Annotated in this window: 13 protein-coding genes; 7 read left to right on the top strand and 6 right to left on the bottom strand. The window is 69.6% G+C overall.

The window, feature by feature from the left end:
- Nucleotides 1-553 precede the first annotated feature (553 nt).
- The gene (locus CXY76_RS03810) at nucleotides 554-1,408 is read right to left on the bottom strand and encodes an RDD family protein (protein WP_104162927.1); all 855 of its coding nucleotides are present in this window, start codon (nucleotides 1,406-1,408) and stop codon (nucleotides 554-556) included.
- A 17-nt stretch (nucleotides 1,409-1,425) separates the two neighbouring features.
- Here CXY76_RS03810 and CXY76_RS03805 point away from each other — a divergent pair, with 17 nt between their 5' ends.
- Complete coding sequence (locus CXY76_RS03805) at nucleotides 1,426-2,421, top strand: stage II sporulation protein M (protein ID WP_104162926.1); 996 nt, start codon at nucleotides 1,426-1,428, stop codon at nucleotides 2,419-2,421.
- Nucleotides 2,422-2,443: 22 nt separating this feature from the next.
- Here the strand turns inward: CXY76_RS03805 and CXY76_RS03800 are convergent, their stop codons facing one another.
- The 5 genes from CXY76_RS03800 to CXY76_RS03780 are packed head-to-tail and all read right to left on the bottom strand — an operon-like array spanning nucleotide 2,444 to nucleotide 7,869.
- Nucleotides 2,444-3,751: a DUF58 domain-containing protein gene (locus CXY76_RS03800; protein ID WP_104162925.1), complete on the bottom strand. Its 1,308-nt coding sequence runs from the start codon at nucleotides 3,749-3,751 to the stop codon at nucleotides 2,444-2,446.
- 17 nt (nucleotides 3,752-3,768) lie between these two features.
- Nucleotides 3,769-4,770 (bottom strand): MoxR family ATPase, encoded by a 1,002-nt coding sequence (locus tag CXY76_RS03795; RefSeq protein ID WP_104162924.1) that lies wholly within the window; start codon nucleotides 4,768-4,770, stop codon nucleotides 3,769-3,771.
- Nucleotides 4,767-6,005 (bottom strand): DUF4350 domain-containing protein, encoded by a 1,239-nt coding sequence (locus tag CXY76_RS03790; protein WP_233199547.1) that lies wholly within the window; start codon nucleotides 6,003-6,005, stop codon nucleotides 4,767-4,769. Before CXY76_RS03790 ends, CXY76_RS03795 begins: the two co-directional genes overlap by 4 nt.
- A gap of 5 nt (nucleotides 6,006-6,010) precedes the next feature.
- Nucleotides 6,011-6,682: a DUF4129 domain-containing protein gene (locus CXY76_RS03785; protein ID WP_104162922.1), complete on the bottom strand. Its 672-nt coding sequence runs from the start codon at nucleotides 6,680-6,682 to the stop codon at nucleotides 6,011-6,013.
- Nucleotides 6,679-7,869, bottom strand: a complete 1,191-nt coding sequence (locus tag CXY76_RS03780) for a hypothetical protein (protein ID WP_158253832.1) — start codon at nucleotides 7,867-7,869, stop codon at nucleotides 6,679-6,681. Before CXY76_RS03780 ends, CXY76_RS03785 begins: the two co-directional genes overlap by 4 nt.
- Nucleotides 7,870-8,002: 133 nt before the next feature.
- On the opposite strand from CXY76_RS03780, the gene mtrA reads away from it, so the two are divergent.
- From mtrA to secA, 6 genes are all read left to right on the top strand, one after another.
- Nucleotides 8,003-8,683, top strand: a complete 681-nt coding sequence (gene mtrA / locus CXY76_RS03775) for an MtrAB system response regulator MtrA (RefSeq protein ID WP_103460891.1) — start codon at nucleotides 8,003-8,005, stop codon at nucleotides 8,681-8,683.
- A 25-nt stretch (nucleotides 8,684-8,708) separates the two neighbouring features.
- Complete coding sequence (gene mtrB / locus CXY76_RS03770; RefSeq protein ID WP_104162920.1) at nucleotides 8,709-10,352, top strand: MtrAB system histidine kinase MtrB; 1,644 nt, start codon at nucleotides 8,709-8,711, stop codon at nucleotides 10,350-10,352.
- Nucleotides 10,345-12,027 carry an LpqB family beta-propeller domain-containing protein gene (locus tag CXY76_RS03765; RefSeq protein WP_104162919.1) on the top strand — a complete coding sequence of 561 codons (1,683 nt, stop codon included), beginning with the start codon at nucleotides 10,345-10,347 and terminating at the stop codon, nucleotides 12,025-12,027. The genes mtrB and CXY76_RS03765 overlap by 8 nt, the downstream gene beginning before the upstream one ends.
- Before the next feature lie 93 nt (nucleotides 12,028-12,120).
- On the top strand, nucleotides 12,121-12,834 hold the full coding sequence (locus tag CXY76_RS03760; RefSeq protein ID WP_233199545.1) for a ComF family protein: 714 nt from the start codon (nucleotides 12,121-12,123) through the stop codon (nucleotides 12,832-12,834).
- Between the two features lie 99 nt (nucleotides 12,835-12,933).
- Nucleotides 12,934-13,638 (top strand): ribosome hibernation-promoting factor, HPF/YfiA family, encoded by a 705-nt coding sequence (gene hpf / locus CXY76_RS03755; RefSeq protein WP_104162918.1) that lies wholly within the window; start codon nucleotides 12,934-12,936, stop codon nucleotides 13,636-13,638.
- A gap of 100 nt (nucleotides 13,639-13,738) precedes the next feature.
- A complete protein-coding gene (gene secA, locus CXY76_RS03750) occupies nucleotides 13,739-16,552 on the top strand; it encodes a preprotein translocase subunit SecA (RefSeq protein ID WP_104162917.1) in 2,814 nt (937 codons plus the stop codon).
- Nucleotides 16,553-16,568 lie beyond the last annotated feature (16 nt).

The following is a 16,568-nucleotide window of genomic DNA, read 5'->3' as shown; positions in this document are numbered from 1 at the left end:
GAGAGTAGGACACCGCCGGACTTAACTTAGAAAAAACAGGAAAGCCACCCCACGGGGTGGCTTTTCTGCGTTTAACCCCCAACCTCGGAACGCGCCCATCCCGTCGGTCGAGCCTGTCGAGACCCCGCACGACCGCCCACCCACCGCGGGGCCGGGGGAGTACCTCACCAGGTCTCGACAGGCTCGACCACCGAGGCGGACGCGTCCACGGGACCGGGTCACGAGTGTCGATCTCAAGAACGCCACCATCCCGTCGGTCGAGCTTGTCGAAATCTCGCACGACCGCCCACGCAACGCAGGGCCGGGGGAGTACCTCACCAGGTCTCGACAGGCTCGACCAGCGAGGCGGGCGCGTCCCCGGGACCGGGTCACCAGGTCTCGACAGGCTCGACCAGCGAGGCGGGCGCGTCCCCGGGACGGGGTCACCAGGTCTCGACAGGCTCGACCAACGAGCGAAGAGGGCGGGCGCGCCGGCAGGCATCCGCGAACCGTGAGAAAAGCACCAGGACGCGCGACTTTTCGGGGCTTAACTCACAGTTCGCGGGGGGAGGAGTCAGCGCTCGGGGAAGTCGTGGGGGCGGCCGGTGAGGACCGGGGAGAGCTTCTCGAGCCGGCCGCGCTCGAGCAGGTGGCCGGCGTACTCGCGGTTGCGCCGCACCTCGGCCACGCCGATGAGCAGGTACTCCGCCGGCACCGCCGGAAGCGGGGACACGAACGGCGCCACCTCGGCGGCGAGGCCCTCCGCCAGCCGCACCCGGGTGTCGGGGGAGAGCTGGTGCGCCTGCCGCAGGAACTGCGCCACCCGGCGGGACAGCCGATCGGGCAGGCGGGCGACATCCACCGTCGCGGCCCAGGATTCCAGGACCGGCGGCAGAACGAACGTCGGCTCGCTGAACCGCGGTACCCGCTCGTGCTGGCTGTACGTTCCGGCCAGGAGGTCACCGAGTCGTTTGGAGCGGGAATTGAGCAGCGCGCAGGTGACCGCGAGGCCGCCGAAGGTGAGGAAGATCTCGATCACGCCCATCAGCGCCCGGATGAAAGAGTGCCGGAGCCCCGTGGCGCCGCCGTCATCGCGCACGATGCGCGCGCCGACGGCCCAGCGGCCCAACGACCGTCCGCGCGAGAGGGTCTCGACCAGCATCGGCACGATCAGCAGCGAGAAGACCAGGCCCGAAATGGCCAGCGCCTGGGCCAGGGCCTCGTCGATGCCGTCGCCGAACAGAACCGACACCACCAGCGCCATGAGCAGGAAGAAGCCGACGTAGGCCACCCAGTCGATCATCGTTCCCGCGCCGCGCAGGATCACGCTCGCCGGGCGAACATCGAGGGCCACGGCCTCACCGGTCACCAGCTCGTGCTCGATCAGGGAATCTTCACCGTGATCGGCTGCTTTCCAGGGCTCCGCCATGTCTACTATTGAACCAGATGGATCTTGACGCGTATTCAGCGGCGCACCGCGCCGAATGGGACCGCCTGGCCGAACTCGGCCACCGGCGGCAGCTCAGCGGTGCCCAGTCGGACGAACTCATCCAGGCCTACCAGGCCGGGGCCACGCAGCTCTCGGTCATCAAGACGGCGGCCGGCTCGACGATGCAGGGCGACAGGCTCTCGGTGCTGCTATCCAGGGCCCGGCTGCGGTTCACCGGCGCGGGCACCAATGTGCTCTCGCAGCTGCCGCGGTTCTTCCTCATCCAACTGCCGGCGGCGCTGTACAGGCTGCGCTGGCTCACCCTGGCGGTGGGCGTGGTGACTTTCGTCGTCGCCGCTCTCTACGCTGTCTGGGCCACGAACAATCCGGACGTTCTGGCCAACTTCGGATCTCCCGCCGAGCTCGAGCAGCTGGCCAACCAGAGCTTTGTGTCGTACTACTCGGAGAACCCCGCGGCGTCGTTCGCCGGGCGGGTGTGGACCAATAACGCGTGGATCGCGGCCCAGTGTGTCGCCTTCGGCATCCTGGGTGTCTACGTGCCGTACATCGTTCTGCAGAACGCCCAGAACCTCGGCGTCACCGCGGCGGTGATGTTCGCCTACGACGAGGGCGACACGTTCTTCCTCTACATCGCCCCGCACGGCCTGCTGGAACTGACCGCGATCTTCGTGGCGGCGGCGGCGGGCCTGCGCATCTTCTGGGCCTGGATCGCGCCGGGTGCCCGCACCCGCGGTCAGGCCCTGGCCGAGGACGCCCGCGCCCTGTTCACCGTGGCGATCGGTCTGGTCTTCGTGCTGCTGGTGTCCGGCATTCTCGAGGGCTTCGTGACGCCCGCACCGTGGCCCTGGCCGGTGAAGATCGGCATCGGGGCCGCGGCGCTGCTCGCCTTTCTTGCCTACATGCTGGTTCTCGGCGGGCGGGCCGTGCGCGCCGGGGAGACCGGTGACCTGGCCGAGTTCGAGGCCGGCAGCGCCCGGGTCTTCGCCGGCTGACCGACGCCCGCGGTGCTGCTCGCTAGAGCCGGCCCGCCGCCTTGAGGGCGATGTAGCGGTCGGCCAGGGCCGGCGGCAACTGGTCGGGGGCACCGGTGACCACGTCGGCGCCGAGCTGCCGAACCGCGGCGGCCACCCGGGTGGCGTCGAGCATCGTACGTTCGGCCGACGCGGCCCTGTACACATCCTCGCGGGTCCCCCGGGTGCGGGTCAGGCCGACGACCGTCGGGTCCGTCACCGACGCCACCAGCACGGTGTGCCGCGCGGTGAGCTGACCGAGTACCGACAGCAGGCCCGTCGACGCCCCGGGGGCATCCATCGGGGTGAGCAGCACCACCAGGGCGTGCTGGCCGGTGATGCCACGGATCTGCCCGGGCAGTGCCGTCCAGTCCATCTCGATGAGCTCGGGTTCGATCAGCGCCATCCCGTCCACCATGCGGCTGAGCAGCTCGGCTCCGGACGCGCCCTGCACCCGGGCCCGCACCCGGCGGTCCCAGGCCAGGAAGTCCACCCTGTCGCCGGCCCTGGACGCCAGTGCGGCCAGAAGCAACGCCGCTTCGAAGGCGGTGTCGAGCCGGGGTTCGTCGGCGACCCGGGCGGCGGAGGTGCGGCCGGTGTCGATGACGATCACGATGCGTCTGTCGCGTTCGGGCCGCCAGGTGCGCACCACGACGTCATTGCGGCGGGCGGTGGCGCGCCAGTCGATGGACCGCACATCGTCGCCGCGCACATACTCGCGCAGGGAGTCGAACTCGGTGCCCTGACCGCGCACGAGCACGCTGGTGCGACCGTCGAGCTCCTTGAGCCGGCTGATCCGCGACGGCAGGTGCTTGCGGGAGTGGAACGGCGGCAGCACCCTGATCTTCGCCGGTGCGATGAGAGTGGCCTGCCGCGCCCAGAGACCCAGGGGACCCATCGAGCGCACCGTCACGTGGGACGCCGTGCGCTCTCCGCGCCGAGTGGGCCGAAGCGTCAGCGCGACCAGGCGTCGTTCCCCCGGCGGCAGCGTCACCGCCGTGCGGTTGTTGCCCGCGCCGGCCGACGGCTGCCAGCCATCGCGGACGATGCCGCGAAGCCGGCGGGGACCATCGTTCTGAAGGTAGAGCTCGCTGGTCACCTCCTCGCCCAGACGCACTCTGGACGGCAGCACGCGGGCAAGGGTCAGCCGACGCGGCGACGCGGCGAGGGCCAGGTCGATGCTCCCCAGCGTCAGGGCGAGCAGCAGCCAGCCGGCCAGGACGGCCAGTGCCCGCGCGGAGGTGTCGCCGAGCAGCACAATGGGCACGACGCCGAGGGCGACGAGGAGGACGAAGCGGCCGGTCAGGGTCATCGGATGGGTGTCATCGGTTAGATCGGAACCTGGACCTGCTGCAGCACGCCGTGCAGGATCGTGTCGACCGTGATGCCTTCGAGCTCCGCCTCTGGGCGCAGCTGGATGCGGTGTCGCCAGACCGGCAGCACCATGGCCTGAACGTGGTCGGGGGTGATCGACTCGTAGCCGCTCAGCCACGCCCAGGCCTTGGCCGCGGCCAGCAGGGCGGTGGTGCCGCGGGGGCTCACGCCCAGCTTGGCCGATGGGCTGTTGCGGGTGGCCCTGGCCAGGTCGACGATGTACGCCAGGACGTCGGGGCTCGCGCCGACCGCGGCGACGGAGGCCTGGGCCGCGGCGAGTTCGGCGGCACCGAGCACCGGGGTGACCCCCGCGGCGGTGAGGTCGCGCGGGCTGAACCCGTTCGCGTGCCGACGCAGCACCTCGAGCTCGACGTCCCGCTCGGGGATGTCGAGCACGAGCTTGAGCAGGAACCTGTCCAGCTGGGCTTCCGGGAGCGTGTAGGTGCCCTCGTATTCGATCGGGTTCATGGTCGCGGCCACGATGAACGGTTCCGGCAGCGGGAGCGAGAGCCCGTCCACGCTGACCTGGCGTTCCTCCATCGCCTCCAGCAGGGCGGACTGGGTCTTCGGCGGTGTGCGGTTGATCTCGTCGGCGAGCAGGATGTTCGTGAAGACGGGACCGTTGCGGAACTCGAACTCGCCGGCCTTCGCGTCGTAGATGAGCGATCCGGTCACGTCGCCCGGCATCAGGTCGGGGGTGAACTGCACCCGCTTGGTCTCCAGACTGAGCGCGTGGCTCAGCGACCTCACGAGCAGGGTCTTGGCCACACCGGGTACGCCCTCCAACAGCACGTGACCGCGGGAGAGCAGCGCGATGATCAGTCCGGTGACGGCGCCGTCCTGCCCGACGACGGCCTTGCCGACCTCGGTGCGCACCTGGGCGAGGGCCCGGCGCAGGCTGTCGGTCGAGGCGTCGGCGGGGCTGGTCTCGGCGGATGTCGAGGCGTGACTGGTCATGGTTCCATTCTTCCGGTTGACGGGGGAGCGGTGGGGGAGGGGCCGGCGCCTGGCGGGCGGGCGGCGAGGGCGGTGGCGCGTTCCAGCTCGTCGATGGCGTCGGACAGCGCCATCATGGCGGCGTCGCCGTCCGGCACCTCGCCGACGAGTACGGCGTACACGCGCTCCGGCGGCCGGCCGGTGAGCGCCGCGACGGTGCGGATCACGTGGTCGAGCGGGGCGGTGCGGGGCAATCCCGCGGTCTGGGCCATCCTCGCCACCGCACCGATGCGGATCGCGTCGACCGCCCGCAGCCGCGCACTGCCGCGGGCGTACAACCGGGCGCGCCCTTCCATGGTCTCGCTGGCCCGCACGACGACAGGCAGGTTCTCGGCGACCAGGGGGCCGAACCGGCGTCCGCGCCACACCATGGCGGTGATGGTGACGCCCACCAGCAGGAGCAGCACCGGGGTCACCCAGCCGGGCGTGAGCGCTCCGAGCGACGGCGGGCCGGTGACGGGCACATCGGCCAGGGTCGGCAGGTACCAGACCAGGGTGTCGGTGGCGCCGAGGAGGTTGAGGGCCAGCGCGGCATTGCCGTACGTGGCGATCTCGTCGTTGGCGAAGACCGCGGTGTCGGCGACCAGGGTGACGGTGCGGTCATCCGTGACCCGTTCGATCACCGAGAAGGTGTCGTTCTCGCCGGGGAAGCAGCCCGTGTAGCCGGCGGTGCCCGCGGGCAGGCCGAGGGTCTTGCCGCCGGTCGAGATCGTCGCGGCGCGCTCGGCGGCCGGAACCGTGCATTCGGCATTGAGGGAGTCCGCCGTCGAGACACCACCGAACCCGACCTCGGGGGCCAGGGTCTGTAGGGCACGGAAGTCGGGGTCCACGACAACGATCCGGGAGGCCAGGTCACCGAGGCGGCCGAGCTGGTCCGTGCTGAGGTATCCGGACTCGTCGGAGACGAACAGGGTGGCGTCCCCGGCCGCGGCCGTCGCGTCGCCGGCCTCATCGAGAGTGTCGACGGGCACGACGGTCACCCCCTGCTGACGGAGCACCTCCACGACGGCCATACCGCCGGCCGGGGCGGGGTTGCCCGCCCCGAGCCGGGGGCCGGCGGCACCCCCGGACCCGGTGACGAGGACGGCGATGACGGCGACGAGCAGAGCGCCGACCCCCGCGACGACCCAGAACACGGACCTCCGCAGCGCGAGGCGAAGCGTGGGGGTGCTCGACACCGGGCTCGCAGTGGTCACGGCGCTCACGGGGCCACCGGCGTGATCGGTGCTGTCGAGCGCGGGCGGGCGGCCCGCAGATCGGCGTCGAGGTCGACGAGGGCGGAGTAGCCCTGCTCGGTTCCCGTGCCGCCGAGGTAGCGCACACTCTCGAACACGCTCGCGCCGCTTCGGAGCCGGGCCCGGTCGTCGGGGAATGCGTCGGCGGCCAGCTCGGCGACGCTGTGCGCCGTCGTTCCCGGTGTCGGCCGCAGGATGGTGCGTTCCGCAAGGCCCTGGGCGATGGCCCGGAACGCCTCCTCGCTGGCGAGGGTCCAGTCGCCGGCCGACGCGGCGGCGGCGGCGGATTTGCGCAGTTGATCCGCGGTGCGGCGATCGTCGGCGGCGAACAGCCCCGTGGCGCTTCGGCGGCGGCGGGCCCGCCGGGGCACCCCGAAGACGAGTATCGCGGCGACCAGCAGGGCGATGCCGATCAGCGTCGCGACGAGCGGGATCCAGCCGTTGCTGCCCTCTCCGATGAAGGACAGGGAGGAGAACCAGTCCAGGATCGCCTGGGAGAGCCTGTCGAACCAGGTGGGCCGGGCCGCCTGGTAGGGAGCCTTGGCGAGCTCATCGCGCAGCCATTGCTGCGCGTCGGGCGCGCTCGGATCCACCGGGATCCCCATCCACGGCAGAACCGGCCCCCACCCCGTGATCATGCCCAGGGCGCCCCCGGGTCGGGGCGGGGAGCGGCGTCAGCGGGGGCGGGCGCGGTGCGGGTGAGGTAAGGATCGATCGCCTTCGTGCCGGGGGCCGATTCGACGAACCGCTGCAGCTCCAGGTCGAGGCCCTCCTTGCGCATCCGCAGGTCGATGTAGATCAGGGCGACGGCGGCCGACTGCACGACGGCGGCCACGGCGCCCAGAACCAGGGCGATCAGGAGCGTGAGGACGTAGAGCACGATGGCGGGGATGTAGGCGTCGAAGGCGGCGTTCGGGTCGATGAGGCTGAGGACCACGCTGAACAACAGCGACAGCGGGGTGGTCACGATCTGGGCGACGACGTTGACGATCACCGAGATCAGCAGCAGCACGCCCAGGGTGCGCCAGAAGAAGCCGCCCGTCAACGACCAGGAACGCCGGATCGCCTGCCGGATGCCCAACCGTTCCAGCACGATCAGGCTCGGCACGACGGCGGTCTTGGTGGTCACCCAGGCTCCGAGCGCGACGAGCCCCAGCCCGCCGAAGACACCGACGATCACGGCCAGCGCGATCCACGCGCCGCCCAGGAGGACGCACACGAAAACCAGGCCGCCGATGAGCAGCACACCGACCAACAGCGCCGCGCTGAGCAGCAGGGTCCAGCCGACCAGGGGCCACACCCGCCGGCCCACCTGGCGCCACAGCGCGCCCAGGCGCAGCTTTTCGCCCAGCGTCGCCCGGGAGACCTCGAGCACGATCACGCCCTGCAGAAGCGCCGACGCGACGATGGCCAGGGCGACAGGAACCAGGGCGGACAGCACGATGGTGAGCATCGCCCCGGCCTCGACGGCATCCTGCTCGTCGACCGGCGCCGACGCGACCCGGCTGAGGGCGAAGAAGCTGACCAGGCCGACGACGGCCAGGGTGACCAGGAGCGTGACGCCCTGCACGATCAGCGCGCTGCCGAAGGTGGCCTTGGGGTTGCGCCGCAGAACCTGGAAGGGAGCGCCCAACAGGGTGCCGAAGCCCAGCGGGCGCAGCGGAATCAGGCCGGGCTTGGGCGGGGGTGTCCAGGCCGGCGGTGCGCTGGGCCCATAGCCGGGCGGGGCCGCCGGAGGGGTACCGGGCACGCCAGCCTGGGCGTATTCGCCGTAGCGGGGTACGTCTGAGGGGGTGGTCGGGGGATGCCAGTCTGGGTCCGTCACGCCTCCATGCTGGCATACCCGGACTCCACTGTGTGGCCTGCACCATATCTCGGAGCCGTGTCGACTATTCTTGTGCCAGAGATTGCCCGCGTCGTGCGCGTTATTGCCCGGTGACCGGGCGGAAAACGGATCAATGAACTCACGCATTTTGGTTGTCGACGATGACCCCGCACTCGCTGAGATGATCGGCATCGTTCTGCAGGGCGAGGGCTTCGAGCCGCACTTCTGCGCGGACGGGGCGCAGGCCCTTGACGCTTTCCACAGCGTCGTGCCCGACCTGGTGCTCCTCGACCTCATGCTGCCCGGCCTGGACGGCATCGAGGTCTGCAGCCTGATCCGGGCCGAGTCCGGCACCCCCATCATCATGCTGACGGCGAAGTCAGATACCACCGATGTGGTCAAGGGGCTGGAGTCCGGCGCGGACGACTACATGGTCAAGCCGTTCAACCCCAAGGAACTCGTCGCCCGGATTCGCACCCGGCTGCGGCCGGTTCCCGTGGAGACGCCCGCCAGCCTGCAGATCGGCGACCTCGTCGTCGATGCCGCCGGCCACGAGGTCAAGCGCGGCGACCAGAGCATCAACCTGACTCCGCTGGAATTCGACCTGCTCCTGGCGCTGGCCTCCAAACCAGCCCAGGTTTTCACCCGCGAGATGCTCCTCGAGCAGGTCTGGGGCTATCACTACAAGGCCGACACCCGGCTGGTCAACGTGCACGTTCAGCGCCTGCGCGCCAAGGTCGAAGACGACCCTGACAACCCGCGCATCGTGATGACAGTGCGCGGAGTCGGCTACCGCGCCGGCGCGGCCAGCTAGGGGCCCGGTGGCTGCGCGGTTGGACATGCTCAGGCTGGACTGGCGATCATGGGGATCGTGGCGTCGCCTGACCCGGCAGCTGCGGCGCAGCTGGCGATCCTCCCTGCAGTTCCGCACCGTCGCCATCACTGTGGTGGCCTCCGGCGCCGCCATCGGACTGGTCGGCGTGTACATGTCGGTCAGTGTGGGCAACGACCTGTTCCAGTCGCGGCTGACCCAGGTCCTGGTGGACTCCAACCGGGCCACCAGCGCCGCCCAGGGCATCCTGGACTCCTCGGATGCCGCCGACAGGGTGCAGGTGCAGACGCTGCTGGAGTCTGCCCGCACGTCGATCTCCGCCGCGTCGTCGAGCCGGCTGGTCGCCGTCTTCAGGGTGCCTGGGCAGGAATCGTCGACCGTCGCCCCCCAGGACTCCTCCACGTTCGGAACATCCACCGCGGTCATCTCGCCCGAGCTTCGGCAGGCCGTGCAGGACGACGCCGACGGGCAGTTCTGGCAATCGGTGACCCTGGCCTCCGACGACGGCTCGTCGGTGCCTGGAATCGTCGTCGGCTCCCAGATCACGGTCCCGGTCGCCGGGCGCTACGAGCTGTACATCGGGTACAGCCTCGCCGACGCCGAATCGACGCTGCTCTTCGTGCAGCGGACCCTGGGCGGCGCCGGCCTGGCCCTGATGGTGCTGATCGGAGCGGTCACCTGGATCGTGGTCCGCTTCGTGGTCGCCCCGATCCAGGTCGCGGCCCAAACCAGCCAGAAACTCGCCTCAGGCGACCTGGGCGTGCGCATCCCGGAAAAGGGCGAGGACGTGATCGCGACGCTGGCCCGTTCGTTCAACGGCATGGCCGACAGCCTGCAGAGCCAGATCAAGGAACTGGCCGATCTGTCCGAGGTGCAACAACGTTTCGTCTCCGACGTCTCGCACGAGCTCCGCACCCCCCTCACCACCATCCGCCTTGCCGGTGACCTCCTCTACGACCAGCGGGCCAGCTTCCCGCCGGCCACCGAACGCACCGCGGAGCTGCTGCACACCCAGGTGGAACGGTTCGAGCTGCTCCTGGCGGACCTGCTCGAGATCAGCCGCTACGACGCCGGGTCCGTCGAGCTCGAGTCCGAGCCCACCAATCTCGTGCATCTGGCGGAGGACGCCATCGACGGCATGCGCTCGCTCGGTGATTCCAAAGGGAGCGAGATCAGGCTGGCCGCGCCCGGCGGGCACCTCGCCGCCGAAATGGACCCACGACGGGTGCGCCGCATCGTCAACAACCTCATCGGAAACGCCATCGAGCACGGCGAAGGCAAACCGATCGTCGTGTCGGTGGACAGCAACGAATCCGCGGTGGCGCTGTCGGTGCGGGACTACGGAATGGGCATGACCCAGGCCGAGATCACCCACGTGTTCGACAGGTTCTGGCGGGCGGACCCATCGCGCAAACGCACGATCGGCGGCACCGGGCTCGGCCTGGCGATCTCCCTCGAGGATGCCGCCGCCCACCGCGGCTGGCTGCAGGTGTGGTCCAGCCCGGGCGCCGGTTCCTGTTTCCGGCTGACCCTGCCCCGCAGAGCCGGCGACACGCTGACGGTGTCGCCCAACCCGTTGCCACCGGCGGATGCCGACACCGCGGGATTCGTGTCGTCCCACGCCGAGCCGAGAAGAGACCACCATGCGTAGCCCGGCCAGACTCGTCGCCGTCGTCACCGTGCTGGCCCTCCTGCTCGGCGGCTGCTCGAGCATTCCGCGCACCGGGGCCGTGCAGACCGGCCAGGACGTGGTGGCCGGGGAGAACCCGGCCCCGGTCTTCCTGCCGGACCGGCCACGGGACGGGGCCTCGATGGAGGAGATCCTGACCGGATTCATCGGCGCCGCCACGAGCCCGGACAACAATTACGAGATCGCCAGGGAGTTCCTGACGGCTGAGTTCAGCGACACCTGGAAGTCCGACACCGGCGTCACCGTCGAGGACGGATCCGGGCGCATCGTCGTGCCTGTCGACGACACCACGATGCTCGTGTCCGTGCGACCGGTGGCCGAGGTCAACTCGATCGGCGAGTACCACGGGGACGGCGCATCGGCGAACGTGCAGCTCCGCTACCAGTTCGCGCAGGTCGACGGCGAGTGGCGGATCAGCGCGGCGCCCAACGGCACCGTGCTCGACCAGAACACCTTCGAGGACGTCTTCAGCGCGCAGTCGCTGTACTTCTTCGACCCGGACTTCCAATTTCTGGTACCTGACGTGCGGTGGTACCCGCGCGGGGCATCCATGCCGACCAAGATCGTCAACGGTGTGCTGAGCGGACCCAGCGAGTGGCTCGCCGGCGCGGTGACGTCGGCGTTCCCCGAGGGCACCGCCCTCACCGCCGACGCCGTCACCGTGGTGGCCAGGGACGCGAAGGTGGACCTGAACCTTGAGGCGTTGAACGCCGACAGGCTGACCCTGCAGCGCATGAAGAGCCAACTGGAGAACAGCCTGCCCAGCGGGCTCACGGTCACGGTCACGATCAACCGGAATTCCCAGGACATCGCCGCTCTCGGCGCCAACGAACCCGAGGTGAACCCCCGGGTGGATGCGCGGGCCCTCGTGCTGCGCGATGGCGAATTCGGGTTCCTCGCCGCGACCGGCAAGACAATCAACCCGCTGCCAGGGCTGTCGGAGTCCGTCGCCGCCCTCGCGCCCAGTGCGGTCACCCTGTCGCCATCACAGACGGCGGCTGCCGCCCTGACCGACACCGGGGTCTACGGGGTCAGGGTGGGCGAGGACGCCAGGCTGCTCGATCCGCGGGAGAACCTCATCGCCCCGTCCATCGACGGCTCCGGCTATGTCTGGTCGGTGCCGGGGGACCGGCCCAACGAGCTCTTCGTGTACAACACACAGGGCGCCGCCCAGGCCATCCCGACGCCCTGGCTGGACTCATCGGCGATCACCGCACTCAAGGTCTCCCGGGACGGCACCCGGGTGATCGCGCTGCTGAGCGCAGCCGGCGAGCTGCGCCTCGTGGTGGCCGGCGTGCTGCGCGAGAACGGCGCGCCGGTCGGCCTGGGCGAGCCCGTGCAGCTGGCCACCGACGCCGGAACCCCGGTGGATGCCACCTGGGTCGACCAGGCCACGGTGGCGTACCTGAGCCGCCAGGCTGACGGCGAAGATCGCATCATCTCCCACGAGATCGGCGGCACGACCGAACATCTCGAGTCGTCGACGGGAATCCGCTCGATCACGGGCAGCAACCTGCTGCGCGACCTGCGGGCGCTGTCCGCGGAGGGGGCACTCCTGGTGCAGCGCGGCATCGGCTGGCAGGAACGCATCGACGCTGTCACGCTCGTGGCCACCCAGCAGGGCACCGGCGGCTGAGCCGGCTCTCCTCCCCAGCCGCCGGAGCTCTCGGCACAGCACAGGTCAGGGCGCCGGGCCGCCGGCGCCCAGCCGCTGCGCGAGTCTGGCGTGATGACCAGCGACCAACGGATGCTGGGCGCGGTGCGCGCGGCGGCCCGCACCGCCGTCCTCGACGCCTGGGCCGTGCTCATGCCCACGCAGTGCAGTGGCTGCGGCACACCGGACCGGGCGCTCTGCGCCGCCTGCGTGAGCGCCCTGCGTGCCGAGCCGAGAGCGGTCTACCGCGAGGACCTCACGATCTGGTCGGCCGTGGAATACTCCGGGGTGGTGAGCCGGGTGCTGGTGGCGTACAAGGACGGCGGTCGAACGGATGCCGCGCCGGCGCTCGCCGCGGCACTTCGCCAGGCCGTGGGGGCAGCGCTGGTCGCCGCCGACCCCGCCCAGACCCCCGGTGGCGTCGTGCTGGTCACCGTGCCGTCCTCCCGCCGGGCCTGGCGGGCGCGGGGGTTCCATCCCGTCGACCTGCTCCTCGGCCGGGCCGGCCTCCGCGGGAGCGCGCTCTTGCGCCCGTGCGCCGGTGTCGCGGACCAGGTCGGCCTGGGCCGGCAGCAGCGCCTGGACAATCGCAGCGGCACACTGGCGGCGACCCGGCCGCTCGCCGGCAGCCGGATCGTGCTCGTCGACGACATCGTGACCACCGGCGCCACCCTGTTGGAAGCCCGGCGCGCCCTCCGGCAGGCCGGCGGTGAGGTCATCGGAGCGGCGACCGTCGCCGAAACCCGGCGGCTCCATCCCGACATTCATCGTTCACGGGAAACTGATTGACAAAAGCTGTGACTTATCCAGCTGGCACGACTACGGTTGTGCCAAAGGCGCGTACCAATCGCCCGGATCAGGGGCGGTTCGCCAGATCTGGAGGTCGTCATGGAAACTAACATCGTTGGACGCAACCTGGGGATCACTGATCGCTTCCGGGAATATGCGACGGAGAAGGCCGAGAAGATCGCCGGCCTCGCCGACAAGGCCCTCGCCCTGGAAGTCAAGGTCAGTCGTCACACCGAGAAGAGCGGCGCCGCCGGTAACGACCGCGTTGAACTCACGCTCATCGGCAAGGGGCCCATTGTCCGGGCCGAAGCCGAGGGCAGCGACAAGTACGCGGCCTTCGATATCGCCCTCGGCCGGCTCCTGGAACGGGTACGCCGGGCCAAGGACCGCAAGAAGGTGCACCGTGGAGGCGCGCACCGGCCCACGTCGCTGCACGACGCGTCGTCGTCAGGCTTCGCGGTCATAGACATCGTCCCTGCCGACGGTGACACCCTGGAGCGCGTGCGCACCGGGGCGATCCAGGTCGTCTCCGACGAGGCCGAAGAGGCCGAAGAAGCCGAGGAGGTCTACAGCCCAGTCGTCATCCGTCGCAAGGTCTTCTCCGCCGCGCCCATGACCGTAGACGACGCCCTGTACTTCATGGAACTGGTCGGACACGACTTCTACCTGTTCCAGGATGCCGAATCCCACCGGCCCAGCGTGGTCTACCGGCGCAAGGGCTGGGACTACGGCGTCATCGAACTGGACCCGAACTCCGACGAAGCAAGGGAGCTGGCGTCAGTGTCCAGCGGGTCCAGCTCCTGACCAACTAGCATTGCTATAGTTGCCGGCTAGGTCGGCGCTACGTGCGTCCGACCGGACGACAGGCGTGTTCGCACGCCGTGACGACTAGTGGAGTGCATTCGTGGCCGGAATACTGGAAAAAGTTCTTCGTGTTGGCGAGGGGCGCATTCTGCGTCGGCTCGAGAGCTATGCAAAGGCCATCAATGCGCTGGAAGACGACTTCAGCACCCTCAGTGATGAGGAACTGAAGAACGAGACCGTGCAGTTGCGTGAGCGTTACTCGGGCGGTGAGTCGCTGGACGACTTGCTGCCCGAGGCGTTCGCCGCCGTGCGTGAGGCCTCGACACGCACCCTGGGCCTGCGGCACTTCGACGTGCAGCTCATGGGCGGCGCGGCCCTGCACCTGGGCAACATCGCCGAGATGAAGACCGGTGAGGGCAAGACCCTGGTCGCCACGACGGCGGCCTACCTCAACGCCATCACCAGCCGTGGCGTGCACGTGATCACGGTCAACGACTACCTGGCCAGCTACCAGAGCGAACTGATGGGCCGGGTCTTCCGCGCCCTGGGCATGACCACCGGCTGCATCGTCTCCGGTCAGACCCCCGCGCAGCGTCGCGAGATGTACGCCTGCGACATCACCTACGGCACGAACAACGAGTTCGGCTTCGACTACCTGCGCGACAACATGGCCTGGCAGGCCAGCGACATGGTGCAGCGCGGCCACTACTTCGCCATCGTCGACGAAGTGGACTCGATCCTCATCGACGAGGCCCGCACCCCGCTGATCATCTCCGGACCCGCGTCGGGGGAGGCGAACCGCTGGTTCACCGAGTTCGCCAGCCTCGCCAAGCGCCTCGTCGTCGACGAGGACTTCGAGGTCGACGAGAAGAAGCGCACCGTCGGTGTGCTCGAACCCGGCATCGAAAAGGTCGAGGACTACCTCGGCATCGACAACCTCTACGAATCCGCGAACACCCCGCTGATCTCGTTCCTGAACAACGCCATCAAGGCCAACGCCCTGTTCAAGAAGGACAAGGACTACGTCGTGATGAACGGCGAGGTGCTCATCGTCGACGAGCACACCGGCCGCATCCTGATGGGCCGCCGCTACAACGAGGGCATCCACCAGGCGATCGAGGCCAAGGAGGGCGTCGCGGTCAAGGCCGAGAACCAGACCCTGGCCACCGTGACCCTGCAGAACTACTTCCGCCTGTACTCGAAGATCTCCGGCATGACCGGAACCGCCGAGACCGAGGCGGCCGAGTTCATGAGCACCTACAAGCTCGGCGTCGTCGCGATCCCCACCAACAAGCCGATGCAGCGCATCGACCAGTCCGACCTGATCTACAAGAACGAAGAGGCCAAGTTCGGCCAGGTCGTCGAGGACATCGTCGAGCGCCACGCCAACGGGCAGCCGGTCCTGGTCGGCACCACGAGCGTCGAGAAGAGCGAATACCTCTCCCGCCTGCTGGCGAAGAAGGGCGTGCGCCACGAGGTCCTCAACGCCAAGAACCACGCCCGAGAGGCCGCGATCGTCGCCCAGGCCGGCCGCCTGGGCTCGGTCACCGTCGCCACCAACATGGCCGGCCGTGGCACCGACGTGATGCTCGGCGGCAACGCCGAATTCCTCGCCGTCGCCGCGATGAACGCCAAGGGCCTGAGCCCGGTCGAGACGCCGGACGAATACGAAACAGCGTGGGACGACGTCTTCGCCGCCGTCAAGGCCGAGGTCTCCGAGGAGGCCGACAAGGTCATCGCCGCCGGCGGACTCTACGTCCTCGGCACCGAACGCCACGAGTCCCGCCGCATCGACAACCAGCTGCGCGGCCGCAGCGGCCGCCAGGGCGACCCCGGCGAGAGCCGGTTCTACCTCTCGCTGACCGACGACCTGATGCGCCTGTTCAACGCGGGCGCCGCCGAAAGCCTGATGGGCCGCCAGGGTGTTCCCGACGACATGGCCATCGAGTCCAAGGTCGTCAGCCGTGCCATCCGCAGCGCCCAGTCGCAGGTCGAGGGCCGTAACGCCGAGATCCGCAAGAACGTCCTCAAGTACGACGACGTGCTCAACCGTCAGCGCGAAGCGATCTACGGCGACCGCCGGCACATCCTCGAGGGTGACGACCTGCACGAACGCACCCAACGGTTCCTCGAAGACGTCATCGACGAGGTGCTCGAGGTTCACACCGGCGAGGGCAACGGCGACGACTGGGACTTCGACGCCCTGTGGACCGAGCTGAAGACTCTCTACCCCGTCGGCCTCACCATCGACGAGGTCATCTCCGAAGCCGGCAACAAGGGCAAGATCAACCGCGACTTCATGCGCCGGGAGATCATCTCCGACGCCAAGGTCGCCTACGCCCGCCGTGAGGAATCGCTCGGCTCGCCCGCGATGCGCGAACTCGAACGCCGCGTGGTGCTCTCGGTCATCGACCGGCGCTGGCGCGAGCACCTCTACGAGATGGACTACCTCAAGGACGGCATCGGCCTGCGCGCGATGGCGCAGCGCGACCCGCTGGTCGAGTACCAGCGTGAGGGCTTCGCCATGTTCCAGCAGATGATGGGCCAGATCCGCGAAGAGACTGTGGGATTCCTGTTCAACCTCGAGGTCGAGGTGTCCCAGCCGACCGGTGCCGTCGACGCGCCGATCGTCGCCGCCAAGGGCCTGACCCCGCCGGCCGAGTCCGGCCAGGAGAAGCTGAGCTTCACCGCCCCGAGCGACTCCGGCGGAGTCGAGGTGCGCAACCAGCGGGGCCAGATCCAGCAGGCCGCGACGGATCGTGCCCGTCGCGCCGCCGCGCCCGCCGTCGCCGACGGGGAACCGGCCGCGCCGGCCGGCCCGCCGCAGCGCGGTGCCTTCGGCCAGCGCGCCGAGTCCGACACCCCGGCGGCCAACAACCGCGCCGAGCGTCGCACCCAGGGCAAGAAGAAGTAGGCAGGACCGCACCAGC

It is taken from the genome of Cryobacterium sp. N22 (genome assembly GCF_002929555.1).
Lineage (GTDB): Bacteria > Actinomycetota > Actinomycetes > Actinomycetales > Microbacteriaceae > Cryobacterium.
This window is presented reverse-complemented; position numbering and strand designations above follow the sequence as displayed.

Coding starts and splice junctions, on each gene's coding strand:
- CXY76_RS03800 (WP_104162925.1), bottom strand. CDS start 3,751: ATGACCCTGACCGGCCGCTTCGTCCTCCTCGTCGCCCTCGGCGTCGTG.
- CXY76_RS03785 (WP_104162922.1), bottom strand. CDS start 6,682: ATGATCACGGGGTGGGGGCCGGTTCTGCCGTGGATGGGGATCCCGGTG.
- CXY76_RS03805 (WP_104162926.1), top strand. CDS start 1,426: ATGGATCTTGACGCGTATTCAGCGGCGCACCGCGCCGAATGGGACCGC.
- CXY76_RS03765 (WP_104162919.1), top strand. CDS start 10,345: ATGCGTAGCCCGGCCAGACTCGTCGCCGTCGTCACCGTGCTGGCCCTC.
- CXY76_RS03795 (WP_104162924.1), bottom strand. CDS start 4,770: ATGACCAGTCACGCCTCGACATCCGCCGAGACCAGCCCCGCCGACGCC.
- mtrA (WP_103460891.1), top strand. CDS start 8,003: ATGAACTCACGCATTTTGGTTGTCGACGATGACCCCGCACTCGCTGAG.
- mtrB (WP_104162920.1), top strand. CDS start 8,709: ATGCTCAGGCTGGACTGGCGATCATGGGGATCGTGGCGTCGCCTGACC.
- CXY76_RS03760 (WP_233199545.1), top strand. CDS start 12,121: ATGACCAGCGACCAACGGATGCTGGGCGCGGTGCGCGCGGCGGCCCGC.
- CXY76_RS03810 (WP_104162927.1), bottom strand. CDS start 1,408: ATGGCGGAGCCCTGGAAAGCAGCCGATCACGGTGAAGATTCCCTGATC.
- hpf (WP_104162918.1), top strand. CDS start 12,934: ATGGAAACTAACATCGTTGGACGCAACCTGGGGATCACTGATCGCTTC.